Here is a 24,801-nt window from a genome sequence, read left to right on the forward strand (position 1 = left end):
TGTTTACCCCTCCTTATCGAATAAATTTTGGGTTAGGGGGGATAAAAAACCCTTTATCCCCTGATCCCAGACCACCCTCCCCTGCACACAGATGAGGGCACCTAAGATTACACCCTTATCCATTAGGTGTTGAGCCTTTCCCATACCCCGGGAGAGGGCCTCATCAACCTCGTGAGACGTGAGTTTTTCCACCTCCAGAGTTACCTCCTCCCCTCGCAGGTCTGTGTCCGGATCAATTTCATCAGCCCGAATCCTTTTTACCCTAGGGGAGTCTATCGCCGTGGCATTGGCCACTGATGTGGAGGCCGCGTCGGCTACCGAGGCAGAGGGGCCAAGGACAACGGCCGCCTGAGCCACCCCCTTGGTGAAGCTCCTTCCTCCCAGACCACTGGTGGTCACTCCCCCCACTCCCATCCCCCCTGTAAGCTGCAGGCAATAGGAGATCTCCGGGCAGGTTACATCGAGCCTGATCCCCACCCTGACCACCTCTTCTGGGGCCATCCTGATGGCGACATCACCACCGTTGTCGACGATCACCTTGCTGACCCCTTGGGAGAAGGTATGCTCCGCTACCAGATCGGAGATGGTCCCGGCCACGGCCGACAAAGGAGTAAGGTCCTCATCTCCCACCCGCTGCACAGCACCGACCATCTCCTTGACCACCTGGGGAAGGTTTCCATCGGCGCTGAGCCTAGGGGCCTTCTTCTTGATGATCACCTGAAAAGGGGCTAACTCCTTTAACAACCCACAAGCCCATTCCCCACCCCTTTGGGCTGACTCCAATAACGGTTTACCTCCATCCCAGGCAGCAACCAGCAGGCGCATGGGACCTGACTCCGCCAGGACCCAGGCATCATTCAACGGGATTACCAATCCTTTGGCCATTTAGACCATTACCTTCTTCAGGTCTTTTACCACCACGTCAAAAGGCTTCATTGCCTCCTGATGCCCCCCCATCTCTATGTAGTCATCGTGCCTCATGGTGTACTCTATGGGAGCCACCGTAGCCGGCGTAGGGACCCATGTAAAGGCCCCTCTCTTTACCCGTTCCACGTCCACGGCGAAGGTGATTCCGCCTCCTGGAAAGATAAAGGTTGGAGCACCTCCCACGGTGAGACAGGCCTTACAGGCGTGGACTGCCTGGGTGAGTTTGATGGGGTACTTGGTTACGCCAGCCCTGGCGCTTCCGCCTGCCCCTGCGACGTATATAGCTGATACCCGCGAGGGTTGAGCGGTGTTATTGATGACCCCCACCGCCCTTTGGGCGGCCGCGGTGAGGGGGATCTCCTCGAACCCCTTCCCATTCCAACGGAACATAGATGCCCGCTCACCGGTGGTCTCCGTGATCAGGAGGGTCATCCCATCCCAGGCAATTTCCTCGTCGACTCCCGCGATGATCTCAAGAGGATTGGTGATCGAGGTTCCGCCCCATCCATGACCTTGGTCCTGAAAGTATCTGCCCGGAGTACTCTTCCTGCCACGCAGTTGAATGCCGCTATAGCGCGCGTTAACATATCTTCCGGCAGCATGTTCGGTGAAGAGCCCGGTAAGGTGAGAGTCGAGGACGATCACCTCGTCTGCTGCTTCCTTAAAGAAGGGGGTGAACAACCCCATGGAGGCACTACCGCAGCCGACCCGCATCTTTTGTATTACCTCACCGTCGATCACCGGGGCTTTACCCACCTGCATTTTAAGGGTACTTCCTTTTTTTACTCTCAACTCTACTGGCTCGCGGTTCGCAATTTCAACAATGGTGCGTGCTACCGTGAAGCAGTTCTTTCCTGTAAGGAGGTTGGCACCACCGATGGAGAGGATCTTAGAGCCGTACTCCTCTGTAGTTACATGTCCCACCTTTCTCCCCTTTATTAAAACGGGAGCACCCTCTTCACCAATGGTCTTATCAGTGTCAATTTTTACCTTGATCCCACTGTAGCTCAGTGGGGCTTCAGTTACCACCGTTACGACATCGATTCCATCTGACTTACCCTGGACGATGTAAGGGGCAGGTCGTGCATCAGGGTAGGTAGTCCCTGCTCCAATGGCAGTAATGAGGGGGCGGCGAATGGCCTCTTCATAGTCGGGGCCGACTATATCCTTGATGTCCGCAAAGGTGTGCAGGGGCACGGTGCGCACCAGTCTCCCATCTTCGTTTTGGAACCGTTTGCATGCCCCGGTCTTTCCCAAGGCGATTTCGCAACCTATAGGGCAGGCGTCACAGCGAACCCTTCCGGGCAAGGGTTCGGCTTCTTTGGTGATAGCTTCTTCTGGGCAGACCTTGGCGCAAGTCTGGCAATTGACACAGAGCTTCTGAGAGATGACCGCCTTTTCCTCTATCAGGGAAATGGCTCCCAGGGGGCAATCCTCCACACACTTGCCGCAGCCTACACACCTTTCAAGATCAACGATCACCTTTACTCCTCTTTACACCGACGTACTGGAGGTGGTGTGTTTCTGCTGACCCAGGCATTGACCTCTCCGTCCACGAGGACGGCGGCTATACCAGGGATATCACCCGCCTCAATAGCCTCCAGGGCATCCGCTCCCACAGATCCCATGGGTGTATCCATTACAACGAGGTCTGCCTCATATCCTTCTTTGATCTGTCCGCGATTGAGCTTGTACACCCGGGCAGTATTACCGGTAGCCATGGCAATGGCCTCCTCGGCCTTGACACTTCCTACAGAAGCGATGAGGTTCAATACGCGCAGGATCCCCAGGGGGATTACCCCCGTACCTGATGGGGCGTCGTTCCCGATGAGGATCCTTTCAAAGACCCCTTGCTCCCGGGCGATCCTGACGATCTCCAGTGCAACCTTGGGGTTACCGCATTCGACGATCTCAAAGGCGTAGTTGGTCTCCTTGATGATCCTCTCCGCCTCGGCCAGGGGGACAGCGGTAGGCCCTCCATTGAGGTGGGCCACTACATCCGGACCGGTTGCCATCACCTGATCGGCTGTCACGGTGGTGCTGCCGGGGATGGAGGTTCCACCCGTGTGCATCATCACCACCATTCCATATTTCTTGGCCAAGCGAACCATAGGAGCGGCATCTTCCGGTCTTTTCACGGCCCCTAAGCCGATCTCCCCCACATGCGTTACCCCCTCTCGGGCCATCTCCGCAAAGTCCTCCTCACCCAGGCCCGGTTCCAGGATGAGGCCACCACCCAACACCTTCACCCCCCCTGGCCGGAAGTTGGCGAAGGCCTTGGCCGCCAGGATGGCCAGGGCCTTGGTCCCTGCAGCATCTCGGGGTCTGCCAGGGGTGTGGACCTCTCCAGCGGAGATCATCGTGGTGACCCCCCCGTGGAGGGAGCTAGCAATGAAATCGAGCTGTCTCTGCCTGGGGGTGAAGTCACCGATGACGGGATGGCAGTGTGAGTCGATGAGACCAGGGGCCACCGTCATCCCCCCAACATCGATGACCCTGTCCACATCTGGTGCCTCCAGATCCTTCCCTTTTCCCAGCCCTTTGATCAGGCCATCCTCGATCAGGATGGCATCGGCCTCCAGGATGGGTTGAGAGAGGTCCCCTGATACCAGTTTGCCTATGTCTTTGATCAAGAGCTTGCCCATTTTGTCCTCCTTTTTGTCGAGCCATGCCTATAATAATCAGAACTAAACCTCGCCTATATAAAATACAGGATTCAAGGGGTCTAGGATTCAAGGGATCTAGTAAAAATATATTTTAAATCCTGGAATCCTTGACCCCTAAAGCGAGGCCGAAATATTTTGGGGGCTGAAACATCCTTAAGCCTTTCAGCATACCGTGATATTTTCAGGGTAACTATCTACAACTTCTTGATCTTATCGATATCGAGTTTATCGAGGATGATCACCCCCGCCCTCTTCATCTCCACTAGGGCCTTCTTTGAGGTATCTGGGGCCACCCCCCGGCACAACTCCTTGATCACGATCACCTCATAGCCTGCCTTGGCTGCATCAATGGCCGTCGCTTTCACGCAGTAGTCGGTGGCGATCCCATAGACCACGACCTTCTCGATCCCATTCCGCCTCAGGATGGAGTCCATCTCCGTCTTTTGTCCCCCGTCGTCCTGAAAGCCGGAGTAGCTGTCGAACCTTTTATCCCTTCCCTTCTGGACGATGGCCAAGAAGAGGTTGTTGTCCACCAAGATCCTGGCGTTTTCTGTCCCCTGGACGCAGTGCGGGGGCCAGAGGACCTGGGTCCGGTCATCGACCTTGATCACCTCGAAGGGCTTCTTGCCTGGGTGGTTGGTGTAAAAGGAGATATGGTCCCCTGGATGCCAGTCCTGGGTGGCGAAGGGGATAAAGCCGGCCTTTTTCAACAGCTTGGTGGCATTCCTGACCTTTTCGATAAAGACCTTGTTTGTGCCCGAGACAGCAAGGGAGCCTTTTTTCCATTCGGTGAAGTCACCCTGGACGTCTACTACGATGGCCCCTATCCTTTTGACAATGGTGGCCTTTTGCCCTGATGCGGTCGATGCAACGGTGAAGGCGATCGCTGCCCCCAAGAATAATACCAATACGATCTTCATTGTCAGACCTCCTCCCTTCATTGTAAGACCTCCTTTTCTGTTAATATCTTTTGTTTGACGATCCCAACTTCCTCCTGGATGCCTCCAGCACCCTCTCCAGGCTGGCCGGCAGGTGATAGATCCTCTCCCCCAGGGCATGGGCGATGGCGTTCAGGATGGCCGGGGCGGTGGGGATAAGGGCCGGCTCCCCCACCCCCTTGGCCCCAAAAGGACCGGTGGGTTCTGGATCCTCCACAATGATGGGGATGACCTCTGGTATGTCTTTTATCGAAGGGATCAAATAGTCCCGCATGGAACGGGTCTGCCCAGGGACGAACTCCTCCATCAGGGCGAAACCGATCCCCATGGCCACACCGCTGGCAATCTGCCCTACCACATTGGAAGGGTTTACGGCCTTCCCCACATCGTGGGCTGCCACCACCCGCAAAACATCCACCTCGCCAGTAGCAGGGTCCACCTCTACCTCTGCCATCTGGCAGGCGAATGCATAGGTGGCATACGGGATGCCTTGGCCAGTCTCGGCGTCCAGGGTAGTGGTGGGTGGGTCGAAGAAACCCTCACCCATTAATTTCTTTCCCTCCTGATAGGACCTGGCTGCCACATCCTTCAGGGTGGCAAATATTTCCCCGTCTCTTTGGGATTTGACCAGCCCGTCCTCCACAGTGAGCTCGTGCGCAGGGACTTTCAGAAATCGGGAGGCCTCCTCCAGGACCAACCCTTTTAACTTGTCTGTCGCCTCGTACACCGCATTGCCGGAGATATAGGTCTGGCGGCTGGCCGAGGTGGCCCCGGCATCAAGGGTAAGGGCTGTATCCCCCCTAACGAGCCTGATATCCTGTGTATCTATCCCCATTTCGGAGGCGGCGATCTGGCTGAGCACTGTATCGGAACCCTGGCCGATCTCCGCTGCCCCTGTAAAAAGGGTGAACCTCCCCTGATGATCGAGTTCGGCCCGGGCCGAGGCGGGGTTCTTCAACCCTGTATTGCCGATCCCATACCACATGGCCCCGATTCCCTTTCCATAGAGCCTTCCCGGGTTGGACTTTATCTCCCCCCTATGCTCTTTTACCTGCTGCAGGCACTCCTTGATCCCCACGCTCTCCTTTAGTGTCTGGCCGGTAGCAGTCTCCGAGCCCCGGTCGAAGGCGTTTAAGAGACGGATCTCAAAGGGGTCCATCCCCAGCTCCTCAGCCAGGATATCCATCTGGGATTCATGGGCGAAGGCCACCTGGGGAACGCCGAAGCCGCGCATGGCCCCACTGAAGGGATGATTGGTGTAGGCCATTTTACTCTTCACCCTTACATGGGGCACCTGATAAGGACCGGTGGCGTGCACCGCCGCCCTGCTGGCCACCGCTACCCCATAGGAGGCATAGGCCCCTGTATCCCCCAGGATATCGGCCTCCACGGCCACAAGCCTTCCATCCCGGCGGGCGCCGGTCTTGTATCTCATGATCAGGGGGTGACGCTTGGCCGTGGCCAGATAGGCCTCCTCTCTTGTGTAGACCAACCGAACCGGACGCCGCAGATGATAGATGGCCAAGGCGAGGAAACACTGAACGCTGATATCAAGTTTGCTCCCGAACCCCCCTCCAGTGGTCGCCTGGATCACCCTTGCCTGCGATGGTTCTACCCCCAGGACGGCCACGATCTCCATGTGGTCATAGTGGGGGTTCTGGGTTGATGGGTAGACAGTGATCCTCCCCTCTTCGTCCACCCAGGCCACCCCAGCATCAGGTTCCAGATAGGTGTGCTCCAGCATAGAGGTTAGATAGGTCCTCTCTATCACCAAGTCGGACTCGGCGAACCCCTGCTCTACATTACCCTTGATGGTGTCACGCTGATAGAGGAGGTTCCCTTTTTCGTGGATCAGAGTGGGGGAGCGCAGGGCCTCTTCAGGGTCGAAGATGGGAGGGAGATCTTCATATTCCACTCTAATCTCCTCCAAGGTCTGTTCGGCCTCCCTTTCAGTGTGGGCTACTACGAGGGCGATCGGATCTCCTATGAATCTGACTCTGTCTTCGGCCAGCACGTGTTGATCCTTGGTTATGGCTATAATTCCGATTTGATTTTTCCCAGGAATGTCTCTATGGGTAAAGATCCTCACCACACCAGGCATCGCTTCAGCCTTCTCGGTGTGAATCTTTTTTATGCGTGCATGAGGACGATCGCTGCGCAGGACCTTCATGTGAAGGAGTCCCTCCATCTTGAGGTCGGCGGCGAAGAGGGCCTTGCCCAAGACCTTCTCCATGGTATCCACCCTTGGTATGCTCTCTCCTACCTTGCCCTTAAGCATCATGACTTAGATTGAAGACATCCAATAAGGCCTTTTTTACCAGCCCCTGGACGGCAGGCCTTTTATATTCCGTTGAGGGCCTCACCCCGCTCCTTTTCACCATCTCCTGGGCCACCCTCTGGGCCGCCTCCTCGATCAGGGCGACGGAGGGTACCTCCTCCCTAAACAAGGCTTCCACCTCCCCCATCCTGCATGGTGTGGGGGTGCAGGAGCCTACTGAGACCCTTACCTCCTTTGCCCTCCTGCCCTCCACCTTGGCCAGCGCCGCAATATTTATCCTGGCGATGGCCAGGGCCTTTCTCCTGGCCAGCTTGACAAAAGAATGCCTCCATCCATCATCCAATTTGGCAAAACTGATCTCCGTCAGGATTTCTTGTGGCTCAATGACCGTTCTATAAGGACCGAGATAGAGATCAGTTATCGGAAGGGTCCTCTCTCCTCCCTTTCGTTGTAGAGTCACCTTGGCCCCCAGGACCACTAGGGCAGGGATGGTATCGGCGGCAGGGGAGGCATTGACGATATTCCCTCCGATGGTCCCCATGTTTCTGATCTGGGGAGAGCCCACGTTTTGGGCGGCCCTTCCCAGGATATCTCCCCCCTCCTTGATCAACCCGGAGGAGGCGAGCTCAGCATGGTTGATGAGGGGACCTAGACAGATCTGATCCCCCTCCTCCCTGACAAACCTCAGCTCAGGGATGCGAGTGATATCCACCAGGAAATCTGCCCCCAGCTTTCCCTCCCTGATCTCTGTCATCAGGTCGGTCCCTCCGGCGATCACCCGGGCCCTTTCTCCGTTATCCTTTAGTATCTCTAAGGCCTCCCCCAGAGAGCTTGGACAGATGTATGCGAACTCAGACCTCACCCTTTTTACCGCTCCCACTGGCCTTGATGGCCTTCACGACCTGCAAGTAACCGGTACAACGACAGAGGTTGCCGGAGATGGCCTCCTCGATCTCCTCCTTGGATGGTTGGGGGTTTTCATCAAGGAGGGCCTTGGCCGCCATGATCATCCCGGGGGTGCAGAAGCCGCACTGAACGGCCCCATGGTTGAGAAAGGCCTCCTGCAATGGGTGCAGTTTCCCCTCCTGTCCGATCCCCTCAATGGTGATGATCTCCCTTCCATCTATTTTGGGGGCCAAGACGAGGCAGGCATATACCGGTCTTCCATTCAGCAGGACCGTACACGCCCCACATTCCCCTATCCCGCACCCCTCCTTGGTCCCTGTGAGGCCGAGTTCGTCCCTGAGGAGTTCCAACAGGGTGAGGTTAGAAGGGATCTCCAGTTCTTTATCTTGGCCGTTTATTTTTAACCTTACCCTTACCTTCTGGACAGGCATCATCCCCTCACAAGGAAGCAATCTTTACCGTAGCATCATTCCAGGAAGTAAAAGGGCAATCTTAGGAAAGACCGTTATGATTGCGACTATCACGAATATTGATATTAAAAAAGGCATTGCACCACGGAAGATCTCTTCCACTGGCGTATCCTTTGCTACCCCAGCAACGGTAAATATATTTAGTCCCATGGGCGGGGTGATCAATCCTGCCTCCATCATGAGCACTGCGATTACCCCAAACCAGATGGGGTCAAACCCCAGCGCCAATATCACCGGGAAAATTACCGGCAGCGTCAGCACCATCATTGAGATTGCGTCTAAAAAGCAGCCCAGGAAAAGGTATGAAACGACTATGATGGCGAGGATGACATATGGGGATACTTCAAGCCCGGCTACCCAAATTGCCACCTTCATGGGTATCGTGGACAGAGCTAGAAAATAACTGAAGACATTAGCCCCGGCAACAAGGAAGAGAACCATTACAGAAATCCGGACGGCCTCCTCCAAAGAGGCGAAGAGATTATGCCAGGTTAGTTTCCTTTTGACAAAAGCAGTCAAGAAAAGGGCAGTAGCCCCCATCGCTCCAGCCTCAGTGGGGGTAAAAAAGCCCAGATATATGCCACCCATTACCACCAAAAAGATTGCCAACGGTTCCCATATACCTCTGAGTGCTATGAATTTCTCTCTCCAGGTAACCGATTCAGGACTGGCTGGGGCTAAACTGGGGTTCATTTTGACCTGGAGCACTACGATAGCTATATAGGCTGCCGCCAGAATGATTCCAGGAAGCATGCCAGCGATCAGGAGTTTTCCGATAGACTGCTCAGTGAGCATACCATAGACCACAAAGCCGATGCTCGGCGGGATAAGAAAACCCAGGGTACCGCCCGCGGCAATACTCCCTGTCGCAAGCCTCGGGTGATAGTTAAAGCGCTTCATTTCCGGAAGAGCAACGGTCCCCATAGTGGCTGCCGTCGCCACGGAAGATCCCGAGACAGCAGCAAACCCGGCACAGGCACCAATTGTTGCAATCCCCAGCCCCCCGGGCAACTTTCGAAACCACTTGTCAAAGGTTCCATACAAGTCTTGAGTCATCCCGGAGCTACCGGCAAACCCTCCCATAACAATAAAAAGTGGGATGACCGTGTATGGGTAATGATAGGCAACTTCATAGACTGTCCGAGCGGTTACTGGTAGCGCTGCCCCTATGGACGCCAAATAACTAAGTCCCAAGAAACCCACAAGCATCAAAGCAAAGGCTATGGGCATACCAAGGAATAGCAGAAAGAATACTAAAAACGTTCCGATGATACCTACAATTACTGGATCCAAGGTTATTTCCTTACCAGCTTTCCTACAGAAGTTGAAAGGTCAATCAAGAGTTCCAGGCAGAGGAAGACAGCCGCTACGGCGACAAGCAACCTGAAGGGTAGCTGGGGGATTCTCAGCATGTCTGAAACGGTTCGTTCCTCGATTCCTACCACCCAACCCTGCCATGCTAGAATAGAAATTATGAACAGGCTGAGAAGGGTGGTCATTACATCCAGGATTAGCCCCATCCGTTCGGGGAGTCGAGATACAAGCATCGATACGCGAACATGCCCTTTCACCTGGTGCGTGTACGCAACGCCCAAGAGGATAAATATTACGAGCATGTAACTGGATAGCTCGACCGCGCCAGGGATAGGCCGGGTCCATAAGACCCGGCCTATCACATCACCGGCAGTGAGCAACATCATCGGGATGAGCAGACACATGCCCACTGAACATAGGTAAAGGTTTATGCGTTGTATCCCCTTCTTGATCGTGGTCAACCACCCCATTTTTCATTATCCTAGCAAGGTGATTACTACTTCCATTCGGGCGGGCATGCTACGCACTTTACACCCCTCTTTTTGCATTCCTCGTTGTACATCTTCACTGCCTTTTTTGCCGGAAGGCCCTTCTTCTCCAAATCTGCCGCCCACTTCCTCGTCATATCCTGAAATCTTGCGTACCAGCGATTCTCCTCTTTTTTAGGTAGGTAATAGAGTTTCACCCCTTTGTTAGCGATCTCCTTCATCATGACCTTGTAGACGTCTACAGTTAATCCCCCGGTGGTGCGGAAGGGATTTGAGCATACTTCCTCTATGATAGGCTTTAGGTCGTCTGGTGTCCTCTCCCAGCTCTTTTGGTTCATTATTACACCTTCGGTCACACAACCAAAAGTGGCGATCGTCCCATATTTTGCTACCTCATAGAGTTTGAAGGCGAGGACCAGTGGTGGGCAGGTAACGAGCCCGTCTACGGTACCTGTCTCCATAGCCAGATAGACATCACCAAGGGGCATGAATACCGGCTCCGCCCCTAGTGCCTTGATATAATTCGTTTGGTGACCCCCCGGGGTCCTTATTCTGAGTCCTTTGCAATCCTCCAGGGTACGCACAGGCTTCGTAGTCCATAATGAGGCTTTGATGCATCCGTTTAATTCGATCATTTTCACGCCGGGGAATTCTCGCTTCAGGATGCGCTTATACATAGCATTGCCAATGTCAACGCCGATGTCTTTGCCATTTACCCAGACAGCCAGCGAGAGCACATCGCTGAGAGGAAAGCGTCCCGGTGTCCAGGTCGCGGTAAAATAGCCCATATCAGAGAGTCCCTTCGCCACTATATCGTAATGCTCTGCTCCTTTGCCCAGGGCGCCGCCGGCGTACAGGGTGTAGGTTATGCGGCCATTACTCCTCTTTTTCAGCTCCTCAAGCATCGGTATCCAAACAGTCTTCACCTCTCTGCTAACAGGAGGGTGCCAGGTGCTAAATTTTATATGCATTGTCTTCTGTGGCTCTGCCACCGACCTCGTACTAACAGCCAACAATAGACTGGCTGCTAGCACAACCACTAGAGAAACTAAAAATATCTTCTTTTTCATCTTTTCCCTCCTTTTGGTTGTAGGTTGGTCCTTCAGTGGGGAAAGGCACAAAAATGGACATCACCTCCCTTCATGCCCGACTTCCCCCCTTTGCCTGTGTCATGCATGAAGCCCATAAACTTATCTCTACTTTCTACCATGTAGGAGGACTTACCACCCAGACTACCACCGTCTCCTCATTTGTGGGGTTGATCCAGCTGTGAGGTATCTGGGAGGAGTAGTAGAAGCTTTCATTTTCCTTTATCTGATAGCGGGTGCCATCGAGGTTTATCTCCAGTACCCCCTTGAGGACTATGCCGAACTCCTCTCCCTCATGGTTGTAAAGGCCCAAAGCCCCTCCTCCTGGCTTGATCACCGTGTAGAAGGGCTGCATCCTCTTCCCCTGGGTGCTCTTGACCAGGAGGTTGATCTTCGCCTTCCACCTCTTTATGGAGATCTCCACCCTCTCCCCTTCTCGCATCACCACGGATTCAGAGTTATTAGGGGGGAGAAAGAAGTCCACAATGTTTACCCTGAGGACATTGGCTACATGTTTCAATGTGGCTATGGAGGGGGAGACCTTTCCTCTTTCCACCTGGGAGATAAAGGAAGGAGAGCAATTTACCCTTTGGGCCAATTCCTTTAATGTCAACCCCCTTTCCTTTCTTAAGGCCCGAATTTTTTGTCCTATATCCTCTATCATAATTAAATTAGTAATGAATTTTTTGTTTTTATAATTAAATAAATATCACCGAAAAGGTTACCTGTCAATGAGAGATTTCCCTATTAGCATGTTTTTTCGAACCGTCCTTCAAACCCAACGTAAGGTGACCGTCTTCTGGTCCATGAACAGCCTTACAGAGTCCATCCTGCTATGGGCATTTCCGAAGAAGGACTCCCTCTTGGACGCCATTGGGAAAAAGGAGTATGGTTGTGGTATACCCAAATTCACCCCCACGTTTCCTACGTTGACCTCTCTTGTAAACTTTCGCGCATTTTTACCGTCCGCCGTAAGGATGCATGCTGAGTGTCCAAGGTTTGTCTTGGTGTTGATCCACTCTATTGCTTCATCGAGATTGCTGGCCCTTATCAGGTTGGCAACAGGGCCAAATGCCTCCTCTTTCGCAATGTGCATGTCAGGGTGGACATCTCCCAGGATGGTGGGACCGAGGAAATAGCCATTAGGATAGTCCTTTACCTTGACCTCTCTGCCATCCAGTGCGATCTTAGCCCCTTCCTTTAAACCCTTCTCTATCCACTGAAGGACCTTTTCTTTCCCCATTTGTGTGGTCATAGGCCCGAGGTCCGTATCTTCGTCAAGTCCATAACCCAGTTTCATGCCCGCAGAGGCCTCTACAAACTTGCTCTTCACCTCATCGTATACATCTCCCACGATAACCACGTTGTCAGTACCCAGGCAGCGTTGGCCGGTCATACCATAGCATCCCCTCAGAAGGTACTCAATCCCTCTGTCTATGTCGGCATCTGGCATGATAACGATATGATTCTTTCCATTACCGTTCAAGGATGTCCTCTTCCCCAGTTTTCCCGCTTGGTCGAACAGTATTTTGCTGACTGCTGTCGACCCTATAAACCCGGCTCCCTGCACATAGGGATGGGCGAACATCGTGGCATTGAGCTCTACCTGATTCCCCACATGAATGAGATTATGTACGCCAGGAGGGAAACCGGCCTCCTCAACCACCTCGGTGATCTTATTGGCGCAGACAGGACCCTGCCAGCTTGGGCTCCAAACTACAGGACATCCGCAGGCAAGGGCATATGGGACAAAGGACGACCAGGCATGCATGGGGATGTTTCCTGGTGTAATGATGAGGAAGACCCCCACTGGTTCCCATACTAGATATTCGTCAATACCCCTGGCCAACTGATCCACATGTTCGTTCTCCCTTGCTAACCTGTACAGGGCTGAGCAAGCCGATTCGATATTCTCAATAACCCTTCTCACAGACCCTCTGGATTCATCTATGGTCCTTCCGTGATCTTGGGTGAGAACGCGACTGAGTTCGTCGAAATATTCATCAAACTTGCCCCTGAGGTCGAAGAGTAAACGGGCCCTATCCCGCAGGGGGAGATTGCTCCATGTCTTAAAAGCCCTGTATGCTGCCTCAACTGCCGCATCGGCCTCTTCCTGTGTTGCCGTAGGGAACTCTGCGATCACCTCACCTATAGCAGGATTGGTGGTCTGATTAATGGTGGTGGACTTGGAGTCAACCCACTTGCCGTCGATGAAGAATTTTAACCTTCCATAATGCTTGCTGACTTCAGATAGTAACGCCATCCTAACCTCCTTTTCTAGTTTTTGATCTGACCAATGTCTTATTTTATTAAAAATTAATTTTTTATTTTATTTCTTAAAAACATCCTATTATTACCACTCGAAAAATTACGTGTCAACGGTTTTGTGCCAATGCCTCGGGAATAAATGCGGCAAAGGCTTAATGAAGGCAGTATTGAGTTTGTTGAGTGTACACGGTGAATGGGTGAATTGCTGCTGATAACTGACAGATGAATCCTTGGACCATTTTTAGCAACTTTTTTGGAGAAGAACCATAATATGTTCCTGTCGGTTAGATGTCATTCGTCGAGGTTGACAAAAATTGTCACATCGACATCTTTTGATCCTTTGTCGTTTTTCCCATCATTGAGAAATCCTTTTGATTTTGCTCAGTTGTGTTACAATAAGGTGCTAACCTTTTTAAAGGCACAAAATTTGCGATAAAAAGATCAGAGAGGTATAAGTGATAGGGTCTGCAAATAGGATAATCTTTTGGAGGGGCCTAACGCAGGTATTTTTTATCAAAAGCTCTTGACAAATTTTTAATTTTTTAGTATAAGCCTTCCTTGTCAAAAGGAAGAACTGTGGAAGAGGAGACCCTTTAATCTTACCAGAAGGGGGTTTCAAGATGAAAAGGGATGGGATCTATACGATATGGATCTTCCGCAATGGAGCTTTCAGGCCTTATAAGATAAAACTTCCTGGGCTTAGCGCCAAAATCCTTTTAGCGGTTTTTCTTGTCATCATCTTTTCCTTTCCCTTTATCACCTTTAGTTACATCTCCAAGAGTTTAAAATTATCCAGGATAGAGAATGAAAGGACTGAGCAACAGGCCAAGATTGCCTCCTTAAATAAAAAAATGGGGGAATTCAATCAACAGATCCAAAGGTTGAAGGAGTTTGATGTAAAACTACGCATCATTGCCAATCTCGAAAATGCCGAGGAGACCGGTCCCTTTTTGGGGGTAGGAGGTCTTGTCCACTCTTCTCGCGAACCGTGGGAAAAGACGGAATCCGATCTACAAGGAATGAAGAAGGAGCTGGACCATTTATGTACAGAGGCAAAGTTTTGCGAGAAGAGCTTTCGAGAACTTTACTCCTTTTTAGAGGGAAAGAAGAGACAATTGGTATGTACCCCCTCTATCTGGCCTGCCCGAGGGTGGTTGACGTCGCGCTTCGGATATCGCATTGACCCCTTTACCGGATTGAGGCAGTTTCACGAGGGGATCGATATCGCCAACAGGATAGGCACTCCTATTATCGTCCCCGCCGATGGGGTGGTTTCCCGTGTTTTCAAAGACTTCGGCCTAGGATTAGTATTGGAGATCAAACATGGTTACGGTATCATTACCCGCTATGGCCATCTCTCCAAGGTGCATGTGAAGGTGGGCAAAAAGGTCAAAAGGGGTGAAAGGGTCGCTACCATTGGCAACACTGGAAGATCTACTGGTCCCCATCTGCACTATGAGGTGAGGTTGAACGGTGTCCCCGTAAACCCCCAGCGCTATATCTTGAATTAAGTCAGTCTATCGCTTGATTTAGATCTCAACAGGGAATTCTTATTGCCTTTAGGCCAAGAAAAAGTCAGTCTTTTGGTCTACATAAAAGACTTATCTTCAAAGTCTAATCCTCTCTTTGTTTCACCCTGTTTTTGGTGTTTAATGAGTCAAATTGAATCCTTCCCTTTTTCTTCGATTAGAGGTAAAATATTAAAAAGTGAATTGGCCTCAGGTCAGTTTTCGCGTGAAAAGTATTTCTTCGGAGGAAGGGTAAAATGTTAGGTAACATCGCAAAAAAGGTTGTAGGGAGCAAAAACGAGAGGGAACTCAAAAGGATCAAACCCCTCATCGAGATGATAAGCTCTCTAGAACCCCAGATCTACCCCCTCGATGATCATCGCCTGGCCGCCAAGACAGGTGAGTTCAAAGAGAGATTGGAGAAGGGGGAACCCTTAGATGATCTCTTGCCCGAGGCCTTTGCAGTGGTCAGAGAGGTGGCAAGGCGCACCTTAGGAGAGCGCCATTTTGATGTTCAGGTCATTGGTGGGGTAGTCCTGCACGAAGGCAAAATAGCTGAGATGGCTACAGGGGAGGGGAAGACCCTGGTATCTACCATGCCAGCATATCTCAATGCCCTGCTGGGCAAAGGGGTGCATATTGTAACCGTAAATGACTATCTGGCCAAGAGGGATAGCGAGTGGATGGGGGTCATCTACCGATTTTTGGGGCTCTCTGTAGGCGTGATCCTGCATGACATGGACGATTACGCCAGGAGAAAGGCCTACCAGGCTGATATCACCTATGGGACCAACAATGAGTTCGGCTTCGATTACTTGAGGGACAATATGAAGTTCAGCCTGGATGACTATGTGCAGCGACAGCTCCACTATGCCATCGTGGATGAGGTGGACAGCATCCTCATTGATGAGGCGAGGACCCCCCTCATCATCTCCGGACCTGCGGAGGAGTCCACAGACAAATACTATAAGATCAACCGGATCATCCCCCAACTGAGGAGAGAGCGAGATTATACCGTGGATGAGAAGAGCAACGCTGTGGTACTTACCGAAGAAGGGGTGGCCCGGTTGGAGAGGCTCCTGAATATAGAGAACCTATACGATCCCAGATATATCGATACCCTCCATCACGTAAACCAGGGGCTGCGGGCCCATACCCTCTTTAAGAGGGATGTGGACTACGTAGTGAAGGACGGCAAGGTGATCATCGTCGACGAGTTCACCGGCAGGCTTATGCCCGGTAGACGCTGGAGCGACGGGCTCCACCAGGCCGTGGAGGCCAAAGAGGGGGTCAGGATAGAAAGTGAGAATCAGACCTTGGCCACCATTACCTTCCAGAACTACTTCCGGATGTACGATAAATTGGCGGGGATGACGGGAACTGCCGACACTGAGGCCGCGGAGTTCAAGAAGATATATAAACTAGATGTAATAGTGGTCCCCACCAATCGACCCCTGATCCGAACGAACTATCCGGATGCGATCTATAAGACGGAGAGTGAAAAGTTCAACGCAGTGGTAAGGGAGATAGAGGAGCTCTACCAGATAGGACGGCCCGTCTTGGTGGGGACCGTCTCCATCGATAAGTCAGAGCGATTGAGCAGGTTGTTGAAGAAGAGGGGGATTCCACATCACGTGCTCAACGCCAAACACCACGAGAAAGAGGCCGAGATCATCGCCCAGGCGGGTCGTTTTAAGGGCACGACCATCTCCACCAACATGGCTGGCCGCGGAACCGACATCCTCTTGGGGGGAAACCCAAAGATGATCGCCCTCCAGACGGTTGGGAAAGAGGCGGGCGATGGTGAGCTGGAGGCCGCCTATCAAAAGGCCTTGGCCATCACCTCCCAGGAGAAAGAGGAGGTGATTAAGCTGGGTGGGTTACACGTCCTCGGGACAGAGCGACATGAGAGCCGTCGCGTCGACAATCAATTGAGGGGGAGGTCTGGTCGACAGGGAGACCCTGGCTCATCCCGCTTCTACTTATCCCTGGAAGATGACCTGTTGCGGATCTTCGGCTCCGAAAGGATAGCGGGGATCATGGACAAACTGGGGGTAGAAGATGATCAACCCATCGAACATTCCCTGGTTACCAAGGCCATTGAGAACGCCCAAAGGAGGGTGGAGGGCCATAATTTTGAGATCAGGAAGCACCTCTTGGAATATGATGATGTAATGAATCAACAGCGAGAGGTAATCTACTCACAGCGCAAGGAGATCTTGAAGGGAGAGAGGTTGAAGGAGCTGGCCCTTGATATGATAGAAGAGGTAGTGGAGGAGATTGTTGGGGAATACACCGATGAGAAGCGTTACCCCGAAGAATGGGATCTGGAGGGGTTAAAGGAGGCCTTTCACCAAAGTTTCTCCTTTCAATTAGGGCTAGATAGAGAGACCTTGGAGGGGATGAATCAACAGGACCTCTACACCTCCCTTATGGAGAAGGCCCAGGCCTTTTATGAGGAGAAGGAGAGGGTCTTTGGTGATGAGGTGATGAGAGATTTGGAGCGCTTCATCCTCTTGCAGACCCTGGACAGCCATTGGAAAGATCATCTCTTGAACATCGATCACCTAAAGGAAGGGATAGGCCTGCGGGGTTACGGCCAGAAGAACCCCCTTTTGGAGTACAAAAGGGAGGGTTATGAGATGTTTATTGATATGCTGGCCAGCGTAAGGGAGGACGCAGTGCACAAGCTCTTTGCCGTGCAGCTTGCCGAGGAGGAGGGGGTACCGACGCTACAAGATGCCCTGGGGCCGAGGTTATTTTTGATCAGGGGTGGGCTCGAAGCTCCGCCGCCACCTCCCCCTCCGGAGATGATGGGTGAGCAGGAGCGCCCCATACCCGTGCGTCGCGAGGGCAAAAAGATCGGCCGAAACGATCCCTGTCCATGTGGCAGCGGGAAAAAATACAAAAAGTGTTGCGGGAGGTAGCAAACTGAGGCCCAAAGGCTTTCAGGCGGCAGGGATCACCTGTGGGATAAAGGAGACAGAGGGGGCCAAGGATCTGGCCCTCATTTATTCAGAGGTCCCGGCAAAGGTGGCTGGCCTCTTCACCAGAAACAGGGTCAAGGCGGCACCTGTCATCTATACCAGGAGGAGGGTGCGCAGGGGTATCTGCCAGGCCCTCATCATCAACAGCGGTAATGCCAACGCCTGTACAGGTCAGAAGGGTTTGATGGATGCAGAGACCATGGCGAGGTTGATTGCCAGCACCCTTCATATCCCCCACCAGCAGGTCTTGGTCTCCTCCACGGGGGTGATCGGCCGCCCCCTTCCCATGGGAAAGATCGAGAGGGGGATTCCATCCTTGGTTGCCAAGCTCTCCCCTGATGGTTTTCAGGATGCCGCCGAGGCCATTCTGACCACTGATACCTGCTCCAAGGTGGCCATGGAAAGGGTGGACACTGATGGAGAAAAAATCACCATCTTTGGGATGGCCAAAGGGGCGGGGATGATTCACCCTCAGCTTGCCACCATGTTGGCCTTTATCCTGACCGATGCGGAGGTGGAGGCAGAGGTATTGTCCGCTCTTTTGCAAGAGGGGGTCCGCTGCACTTTTAACAGGATCACGGTCGATGGGGATACCAGCACCAACGACATGATCCTCTTGGTGGCCAATGGTGAGGGAGGGAGCAGCCCTCTTCATCCTGGGGATGTGCGATTTCGTCCCTTTAGGGAGGCCCTGTTTGGGGTCATGGACCAATTGACCCAGGCCATTGTCAGGGATGGGGAGGGCAGGACAAAGGTGGTGGAGATCGTCGTGCGCGGGGCCAGCAGCAGCAAGGAGGCCGAGAAACTGGCCTTCAGGGTAGCCCATTCCCCTTTGGTGAAGACCGCCTTTTTCGGCCAAGACCCCAACTGGGGGAGGATCATGGCGGCAATGGGAGATGCAGGGGTCCCCTTCGATCCTCAAAAGGTGGCCATCTACTTTGATGGTGCCCTGGTAGTAGAGGGAGGGATCCAAGCCCAAGGTATCAGAGAGGATAGGCTAAGGGAGGTATTAAAAAAGGAGGAGTTCAAAGTGGTCATCGATCTGCATCGAGGGACTTCTCAGGTCTCTGTCCTCACTACCGATCTCTCCTACGATTACGTCAGGATAAACGCCTCATACCATACCTAAAGGGTTCAAGGGGCCACGGGTTCTAGGGTTCAAGTGTTTATGCATTCATGGGGTTAATCACTCGACCCCTTGAATCCTGCCGCCAGCGGCATCCCGCTTCCTTAAATCTATATTGTGGGGCGGGATTGAATCCTTGACCCCTCAGTCCCGCCCTTGGCGGGGCAGTTTACTTTTTCCCATCCCCCCTCAGCACCCTCTCATCGCCTACCCTAATGGTGACCTTGATGGCATCGAAGTACTCTGCCAAGGGTATGGTGTACTTCCTGGAGACACTGGTGAGGGATTTGAACTCCTGCGTGGATATCTTCCCCCTTTCTTTGACAAAGGAGATCAACCTTCCTCTGAGCTCATTCAAGGGGTCTTGATGGAAGTATATCCCCTCCTTTAACTTGACCAGCTTGCCCTGAGTGGTAAGCAGTAAAAGGATCTCCTTTACCTCTTTTTCGCTGGCACCGAGTTGTTCGCCCAACTCCCTCACCGAAGGAGGGGTGAGGTCACTGCGGTGCATGATCTCCTCGATCTTTTCTTCCAACTCCCGCTGCCTCCCCTGGAGGGCGATTTGATGTCCGGACAGCCTCAATTTGTCCTTCTCCTGAACCAAGACCTTTCTTTCCATAAGGTTTGACAAAAGGGCATTAAAGAGCTTCCCGTCCACCTCCGGGGGGAGTTTTGACTTAAGTTCCTCCTTGGGGATACCGGGTTTGAGGGGATTTTCAGCGTGGTACTTCTCCAGGGCCATCACCATCTCATCCTTAAGGTTGCTATATAGTTCTCCATCGATGATCCGCTCGGCCTCCCTGTCGAATTTGATCGTCTTTTGTCGGGAGAGGAGTTCGGCCAGGGTTGCGGACAAGGTAGTTGGGGGAATGTTGGCGTAGCCGGAGAGCTTCCTCAGTTCTATCCCCCTATAGCCCCCCTTTTTGGTGTGAAAGCTGAGCACAAAGGAAGGGTCTCCCCTCTTAAGTTGTTCCAGTTGGGTGGTGACCTCACCCTTAAACCTCTTGTGCCTCTGGGGATGGGCGTCTAAGACCACGCCACCACCGATAGTCTGGATCAGGGAGGAGCCGCGCAGCACGAAACGATCATTGGGCAAGACCACCAAAGGCCCTCCCAGTCTTATCTGGGCGTATCCCCTTTGCCCGGGTTTCAGTTCATTGGTGCCCAACAAGAGGATCTTGGCCATCTGGTGGGATGTCCCTGTGTGGAAGCGGAGCATTACGCCATTTTTTAAGGGACGAGGGGAGTGGGACAGGTGGATGATCTCCACGTCGAGAAGGTCCGCCGGCTCCACTGTGCCCGGGTGAAGGAGCGCCTCACCCCTTTGTACCGAGGACTTTTCGACCCCCTGCAGGTTGACGGCGGTCCTTTGCCCCGCCACTGCCTGTTTGACTTTTTCGTTGTGGACCTGGAGCCCCCTGACCTTTGCCTTGAGCCCTCTGGGGAGGAACTCAACGGCTTCCCCGGTTGTAACCTTGCCCGACACGAGGGTCCCGGTAACCACCGTACCGAACCCCTTTATGGTAAAGACCCTGTCGATGGGAAGCCGGAAGATGCCATCAGAGGGTCTCTCCACGACCTGCTCAACCAATTTCTCCAGGGCCATGATGAGTTCTTCTATCCCTTCTCCGGTGACCGCCGAGACAGGGATGATGGGGGCCCCTTCGAGGAAGGTCCCCTTGGTGAATGCCTTTATGTCCTCCATGGCCAACTCTCTTAGCTCTTGGTCCACCAGGTCGATCTTGGTCAAAACCGTCAATCCCTTCTCGACCCCCAACAGGGTGCAGATATCCAGATGTTCCCTGGTCTGAGGCATGACCCCCTCGTCGGCCGCGATGATCAGGGCCACGATGTCTATCCCCCCAGCCCCGGCAACCATGTGTTTGACAAATCTCTCGTGCCCCGGCACATCCACGATTCCGATCCGTTCTCCACTGGGCAGATCTAGGTAGGCAAACCCCAACTCTATGGTGATTCCGCGCTCCTTTTCCTCCTTCAGCCTGTCGGTGTCTATCCCGGTGAGGACCTTCACCAGGACCGTCTTCCCGTGGTCTATATGGCCAGCCGTCCCCAAGATGATCTGCTTCATCCCATGTCCCCTTTTGCCAAAGTGTATGTCACCAGCCTCAGCTATGTCAAGCAAAGGGATATGTCTATGAGAGGTTTCAAAGGGTTTGTCTTTCACTAGAACCCTGGGTCCCTAGATCCCTGGAACCCTCAAAGTCCTTTTCTTTTTTGAGCACCACCCAGTCCGTACTGCCCCTCTCCATCTCCTGGCAGAATTTGCGGTAGAGGGGGTAGTCCTCCAGGGGGATGGTGGTGGTCTTCCTTATCCGTTCTCCTTGATAGAATATCTTACCCTCCTCGTACCGATAACTGGAGCAAAAGTCAAAATAGGGGGTCTTTATCTCCACCGGTTTAGGCAGGTAATAGACCCCATATCCATCTGGGAGGTCTACCTCCACTTCATTTCTGAGGAAGTGGACGGAGCAAAGCTCTATGGGGTATTTGCGTCCTTCCTTGACAGGGGTAAGGCAGCTATATGACACGCCAGGCAACTGAAATATCAGGAGATCTCCCGCCCTTTTACAGTAGTCTTCAGCGATAAATCGGTATGTCTTGGTGAAGGGCCTCTTAAAATCAAAGGGATCGGAGATGCTGCAATCGATCAGTTTTGCCCCGGGGTGAAGGGCGCTTGCAGCCCCCTCAAATATCTCTCTCAATTCGGTGGGACCACAATCCATGTAGGTCGCCCGGTTGTATGCCCCTACATCGCCAAAGTCCAGGGACCTTTTTTCGACCTCTATAGAGCCATCAGGACCGATTCTAATGGTTTGCCTGTAAAGGACTCCATTTTCCCGGGGCCTAGCCAGGGGGGTGCGGGTGAAGATCCCTTGCTGGCCCTTAAAGAGGAGGGCATCCCGATCTTGATCCTCACTTGGGAGATAGTCAAAGGGATAGGTCTCCCCGGTGGGGTCGAGGAACTGATATTTCCTCTCCCCTTCGATGGCGACGATACAGTGATTGAACTGAAAGGGGTAGGGGAAGTCTTTGATCAATCTTCCCACCCCACGTGTGGGGATCAACACATAGTAGGCAGGGACTCCAGCCGCCTTAAGCATGCTTATCAGAAGGGTGCTTTTGTCCTTACAATCTCCATACTTGTTTTCGAACACCTCCCGGGCCGGGGTCGGTTCGTATCCAGACTTTCCTAGATTGATGGAGACATATCTGATCTCAGTCTCAACATAATAGAAGAGGGCCTCTGCCTTCTCACCAGGGTCTTTTAGGCCCCCTGTCAACTCGGCAACCTTTTCCCGTATGGCCTCATCGGGTTCAATCTTGTCATCCTTCAGTCTGTTCCACCAGGAGAAGAAGTCCTTCCAAGAGCGGACAGTGGTGCCCTGGATGTTAAAGGCGATCTCCGAAAAAGGAGGCATGTTATACTCGGGCATGATCTGGGGGATATTTCTGTATTCCCATAGAAAGACCTTCTTACCTCCCTCATGATAGGTCTTGGGGGATGTGGCAAACTCCTTTAAGGGGTTTCTGATGTAATACCTCAGATCCATATCCTCGGGGGCAATGACCTTGAACCTGGAGAGAAAGGCCGGTTCGTAACCCTGGAAATAGAACCTGCTTGCATATTCTCCCTCCATTGTGGGGCGCCTTTTCTCTATTACTACCTTGTAATCAATAATGGAGCCAACCACTATCCCAGGAAGGGAAAAGGTCAATATTTTGTACTCACCGTATGAGGGGTAATTGCTGTAGGGGGTTGCCATTGTTACTACGTCATCCTTCATGGGAAGGATTTCTCCCTCTGGGGTAATGGTCCTGGCGTATTCGACAAAGATGTTCTCGCGGCGGGAATTGTAGCCGATCTCCACGTTGGCGTATCCCTTCCCCCCTTCCTTGATCACCTTGAAGACCGTGTGCAGGGTGGATCTACAGGTGCGCTGAGCGAGGACTTCGTCCACTTTTTCGTCCAGGACCACGATGACTGAGGCATCGGGATAGAACTCATCCGGAGGGAGGATCTCTAGGAGGTGGATTACCTCATCATCTATCATCCCTTTTAGTTTAGAGAAATCAAGGGCTGGTGAGGAAAGAGGGACGGAGATTAGAATTAAAGGGAGAAGAAAGAAAAGAAGTATTTTCCTTGTCTTTTTCATGAGGGGCCCTTATGTTAATCAATTTTTATAAAATTTAGAGAAAATTGTAAACTATTTTTTGATAAATTTAGCCTGGCAAAAATAATGGTGATGGATCAAGCTCCTTAAGGGTAATACCTCAGTCTTGGGGGGAATGGGTTTCAAAGTGCCTCCCCCCTTGCAAGTGAGGCATTACTCCTTAAGGATAGCTTGTACTTGACAGAAATTAAAGCTAACTGTTAAAATCGTTCCGCACTATGAAGCAAGAAAAGACGTCTTCCATTGTCCCTTCCGATTGCGGTAAAAAGGACATCTGTACCGGGTGCTGGTCTGGTTTGTTATATCCTTTCAGACCCATCAGTAGACAAAGATGAAGAAACGTCCTTACTTCAAATTCCCCGTTTTCAAGCGTCGCTGTATCATCATGGGGGATGAAGATGAGGTTCAGGCGATAGAGGCCTTTCTCGCCGACTATCCCGTTTTTGATGTGGTGCATTTCACGAATCCCCATGGAATACCGGTTTCAGCGGGGAGGCCAAGGAGCTTGTATTCCTCATTGATTCACTTGAGCTGGATGAAATCATCCTTGGCAAAACAACCGATCTGGGCCCAGAAACGAGAGATGCCCTCCTTACGTGCAGGGAGCAAAGGGTGGCAATTACCCCCTTTCCCCTTATTTACGAGGGTCTGACAGGGCGTATCCCTGTGGATTTTATAGGTGAGCGATGATGGCGCGCAGGAGCGCGGGATATATCCCGTGGCCAAGAGGCTCTGTGATATCACAGGGGCTGCCCTGGGGCTTGTGGGGTTTGGGCTCCTTTCCCCTTTTATTGCCCTGGCCATAAAACTCGATTCCCCAGGACCCATCTTCTATCGACAGACACGGGTAGGCAGGGGAGGCAAGACCTTTGTTATCAGGAAACTGCGCACCATGGTAGCGGATGCTGAAAAAGAAGAAGACTTCTGGTCAAATCACACTGATCCCAGGGTGACCCGGGTAGGCCGCTGGTTGCGCAAAACAAGGCTTGACGAGGTCCCCCAGTACTGGAGGATCCTCAAGGGCGAGATGAGCATCGTGGGTCCCAGGCCAGAACGTCTCAATGTTGTAAAAAGGCTTGAGAAGGAGCTCCCCCTTTACCACCTGCGTTACATCGCAAAACCAGGGTTGGTAGGCTGGGCCATGGTTAATCGCGGTTATATGTGCAGCTTTGAGGATGCCAAGGTGAGGCACGAATATGACCTATACTACGTAAAGCACCGGTCCTTCTGGTTTGATGCATTGATTTTTCTTAGGGCCTTTTGGCACTTGCTCACGATGAGGGGAAGGTGATGATCGCTGTTATTGGTGCTTCGAGTAGCGGGATTTTTGCTGCATGGCGCCTGGCACAGGAGGGTCATCCGGTACAGCTCTATGAAAAGGAGCCTGCCTTTCAGCCCTATGCCCGAAGGCTTATCGTGACCTCTTTGCTCTTTCAGTTCCTATCCCTCCCTGAGGATTTGATCCTCCATCAGATAGATGCCTTCGAGTTCATCGCTGATGGGTACCGAGGTCATATTCAGCTCAAAAGCCCTGATCTGATCCTAGAGCGCAGAGACCTCATCCAGTGGCTTGCAACAAAGGCGCAAAAAAGCGGGGTGGAATTAAGGGGGGATGGGTCTTTTCCGGCCTCAGCGAGGAAGTAA

General features: G+C 52.5%; 20 protein-coding genes. 5 read left to right on the top strand and 15 right to left on the bottom strand.

What is annotated here, in order from left to right; translation table 11 throughout:
• Nucleotides 1-3 precede the first annotated feature (3 nt).
• From JRI46_00740 to JRI46_00795, 12 genes are all read right to left on the bottom strand, one after another.
• Nucleotides 4-885: a hypothetical protein gene (locus JRI46_00740; protein ID MBW2038118.1), complete on the bottom strand. Its 882-nt coding sequence runs from the start codon at nt 883-885 to the stop codon at nt 4-6.
• Nucleotides 886-2,409, bottom strand: a complete 1,524-nt coding sequence (locus tag JRI46_00745) for a 4Fe-4S binding protein (GenBank protein ID MBW2038119.1) — start codon at nt 2,407-2,409, stop codon at nt 886-888.
• A 2-nt stretch (nt 2,410-2,411) separates the two neighbouring features.
• Entirely contained in the window at nt 2,412-3,572 is a 1,161-nt protein-coding gene (locus JRI46_00750; protein MBW2038120.1) for an amidohydrolase family protein, read from the bottom strand.
• A 215-nt stretch (nt 3,573-3,787) separates the two neighbouring features.
• On the bottom strand, nt 3,788-4,513 hold the full coding sequence (locus JRI46_00755; protein MBW2038121.1) for an isochorismatase family protein: 726 nt from the start codon (nt 4,511-4,513) through the stop codon (nt 3,788-3,790).
• Between the two features lie 40 nt (nt 4,514-4,553).
• Nucleotides 4,554-6,812: a xanthine dehydrogenase family protein molybdopterin-binding subunit gene (locus tag JRI46_00760; protein ID MBW2038122.1), complete on the bottom strand. Its 2,259-nt coding sequence runs from the start codon at nt 6,810-6,812 to the stop codon at nt 4,554-4,556.
• Nucleotides 6,802-7,671 (bottom strand): xanthine dehydrogenase family protein subunit M, encoded by an 870-nt coding sequence (locus JRI46_00765; protein MBW2038123.1) that lies wholly within the window; start codon nt 7,669-7,671, stop codon nt 6,802-6,804. Before JRI46_00765 ends, JRI46_00760 begins: the two co-directional genes overlap by 11 nt.
• A complete protein-coding gene (locus JRI46_00770) occupies nt 7,661-8,146 on the bottom strand; it encodes a (2Fe-2S)-binding protein (protein MBW2038124.1) in 486 nt (161 codons plus the stop codon). Before JRI46_00770 ends, JRI46_00765 begins: the two co-directional genes overlap by 11 nt.
• 24 nt (nt 8,147-8,170) lie before the next feature.
• Entirely contained in the window at nt 8,171-9,478 is a 1,308-nt protein-coding gene (locus JRI46_00775) for a TRAP transporter large permease (protein MBW2038125.1), read from the bottom strand.
• 2 nt (nt 9,479-9,480) lie between these two features.
• The gene (locus JRI46_00780; GenBank protein MBW2038126.1) at nt 9,481-9,951 is read right to left on the bottom strand and encodes a TRAP transporter small permease; all 471 of its coding nucleotides are present in this window, start codon (nt 9,949-9,951) and stop codon (nt 9,481-9,483) included.
• Between the two features lie 44 nt (nt 9,952-9,995).
• The gene (locus tag JRI46_00785; GenBank protein ID MBW2038127.1) at nt 9,996-11,057 is read right to left on the bottom strand and encodes a TRAP transporter substrate-binding protein; all 1,062 of its coding nucleotides are present in this window, start codon (nt 11,055-11,057) and stop codon (nt 9,996-9,998) included.
• 133 nt (nt 11,058-11,190) lie between these two features.
• On the bottom strand, nt 11,191-11,688 hold the full coding sequence (locus JRI46_00790; protein MBW2038128.1) for a helix-turn-helix transcriptional regulator: 498 nt from the start codon (nt 11,686-11,688) through the stop codon (nt 11,191-11,193).
• A 159-nt stretch (nt 11,689-11,847) separates the two neighbouring features.
• Nucleotides 11,848-13,338, bottom strand: a complete 1,491-nt coding sequence (locus JRI46_00795; protein ID MBW2038129.1) for an aldehyde dehydrogenase family protein — start codon at nt 13,336-13,338, stop codon at nt 11,848-11,850.
• 625 nt (nt 13,339-13,963) lie between these two features.
• Between JRI46_00795 and JRI46_00800 the strand changes: the two genes are divergently transcribed.
• The 3 genes from JRI46_00800 (at nt 13,964) to argJ (ending at nt 18,967) form a co-directional block, all read left to right on the top strand.
• Nucleotides 13,964-14,854, top strand: coding sequence for a peptidoglycan DD-metalloendopeptidase family protein (locus tag JRI46_00800; GenBank protein ID MBW2038130.1), 891 nt, complete (start codon nt 13,964-13,966; stop codon nt 14,852-14,854).
• Between the two features lie 254 nt (nt 14,855-15,108).
• A complete protein-coding gene (gene secA / locus JRI46_00805; protein MBW2038131.1) occupies nt 15,109-17,778 on the top strand; it encodes a preprotein translocase subunit SecA in 2,670 nt (889 codons plus the stop codon).
• 4 nt (nt 17,779-17,782) lie between these two features.
• A complete protein-coding gene (gene argJ, locus JRI46_00810) occupies nt 17,783-18,967 on the top strand; it encodes a bifunctional glutamate N-acetyltransferase/amino-acid acetyltransferase ArgJ (protein ID MBW2038132.1) in 1,185 nt (394 codons plus the stop codon).
• A 166-nt stretch (nt 18,968-19,133) separates the two neighbouring features.
• On the opposite strand, the gene selB is transcribed toward argJ, so the two are convergent.
• From selB to JRI46_00825, 3 genes are all read right to left on the bottom strand, one after another.
• Nucleotides 19,134-21,053 carry a selenocysteine-specific translation elongation factor gene (gene selB / locus JRI46_00815; GenBank protein ID MBW2038133.1) on the bottom strand — a complete coding sequence of 640 codons (1,920 nt, stop codon included), beginning with the start codon at nt 21,051-21,053 and terminating at the stop codon, nt 19,134-19,136.
• A 76-nt stretch (nt 21,054-21,129) separates the two neighbouring features.
• A complete protein-coding gene (locus JRI46_00820; protein MBW2038134.1) occupies nt 21,130-23,037 on the bottom strand; it encodes a DUF3857 domain-containing protein in 1,908 nt (635 codons plus the stop codon).
• Between the two features lie 313 nt (nt 23,038-23,350).
• A complete protein-coding gene (locus JRI46_00825; protein MBW2038135.1) occupies nt 23,351-23,614 on the bottom strand; it encodes a hypothetical protein in 264 nt (87 codons plus the stop codon).
• A 222-nt stretch (nt 23,615-23,836) separates the two neighbouring features.
• Here JRI46_00825 and JRI46_00830 point away from each other — a divergent pair, with 222 nt between their 5' ends.
• Nucleotides 23,837-24,448: a sugar transferase gene (locus tag JRI46_00830; protein MBW2038136.1), complete on the top strand. Its 612-nt coding sequence runs from the start codon at nt 23,837-23,839 to the stop codon at nt 24,446-24,448.
• Nucleotides 24,448-24,801 (top strand): hypothetical protein, encoded by a 354-nt coding sequence (locus JRI46_00835; GenBank protein MBW2038137.1) that lies wholly within the window; start codon nt 24,448-24,450, stop codon nt 24,799-24,801. Before JRI46_00830 ends, JRI46_00835 begins: the two co-directional genes overlap by 1 nt.

Source organism: Deltaproteobacteria bacterium, assembly GCA_019308925.1.
In the GTDB taxonomy this organism is placed as follows: Bacteria; Desulfobacterota; B13-G15; order B13-G15; family RBG-16-54-18; genus JAFDHG01.

What these genes read in the sequence shown, in the direction of transcription:
- JRI46_00740 (MBW2038118.1), bottom strand. Translation starts at nt 885, where the DNA reads ATGGCCAAAGGATTGGTAATCCCGTTGAATGATGCCTGGGTCCTGGCG.
- JRI46_00750 (MBW2038120.1), bottom strand. Translation starts at nt 3,572, where the DNA reads ATGGGCAAGCTCTTGATCAAAGACATAGGCAAACTGGTATCAGGGGAC.
- JRI46_00755 (MBW2038121.1), bottom strand. Translation starts at nt 4,513, where the DNA reads ATGAAGATCGTATTGGTATTATTCTTGGGGGCAGCGATCGCCTTCACC.
- JRI46_00760 (MBW2038122.1), bottom strand. Translation starts at nt 6,812, where the DNA reads ATGATGCTTAAGGGCAAGGTAGGAGAGAGCATACCAAGGGTGGATACC.
- JRI46_00770 (MBW2038124.1), bottom strand. Translation starts at nt 8,146, where the DNA reads ATGCCTGTCCAGAAGGTAAGGGTAAGGTTAAAAATAAACGGCCAAGAT.
- JRI46_00785 (MBW2038127.1), bottom strand. Translation starts at nt 11,057, where the DNA reads ATGAAAAAGAAGATATTTTTAGTTTCTCTAGTGGTTGTGCTAGCAGCC.
- JRI46_00795 (MBW2038129.1), bottom strand. Translation starts at nt 13,338, where the DNA reads ATGGCGTTACTATCTGAAGTCAGCAAGCATTATGGAAGGTTAAAATTC.
- JRI46_00800 (MBW2038130.1), top strand. Translation starts at nt 13,964, where the DNA reads ATGAAAAGGGATGGGATCTATACGATATGGATCTTCCGCAATGGAGCT.
- secA (MBW2038131.1), top strand. Translation starts at nt 15,109, where the DNA reads ATGTTAGGTAACATCGCAAAAAAGGTTGTAGGGAGCAAAAACGAGAGG.
- selB (MBW2038133.1), bottom strand. Translation starts at nt 21,053, where the DNA reads ATGAAGCAGATCATCTTGGGGACGGCTGGCCATATAGACCACGGGAAG.
- JRI46_00820 (MBW2038134.1), bottom strand. Translation starts at nt 23,037, where the DNA reads ATGATAGATGATGAGGTAATCCACCTCCTAGAGATCCTCCCTCCGGAT.
- JRI46_00825 (MBW2038135.1), bottom strand. Translation starts at nt 23,614, where the DNA reads ATGCACCACATCAAAAACGGGATAGTCGGCGAGAAAGGCCTCTATCGC.
- JRI46_00835 (MBW2038137.1), top strand. Translation starts at nt 24,448, where the DNA reads ATGATCGCTGTTATTGGTGCTTCGAGTAGCGGGATTTTTGCTGCATGG.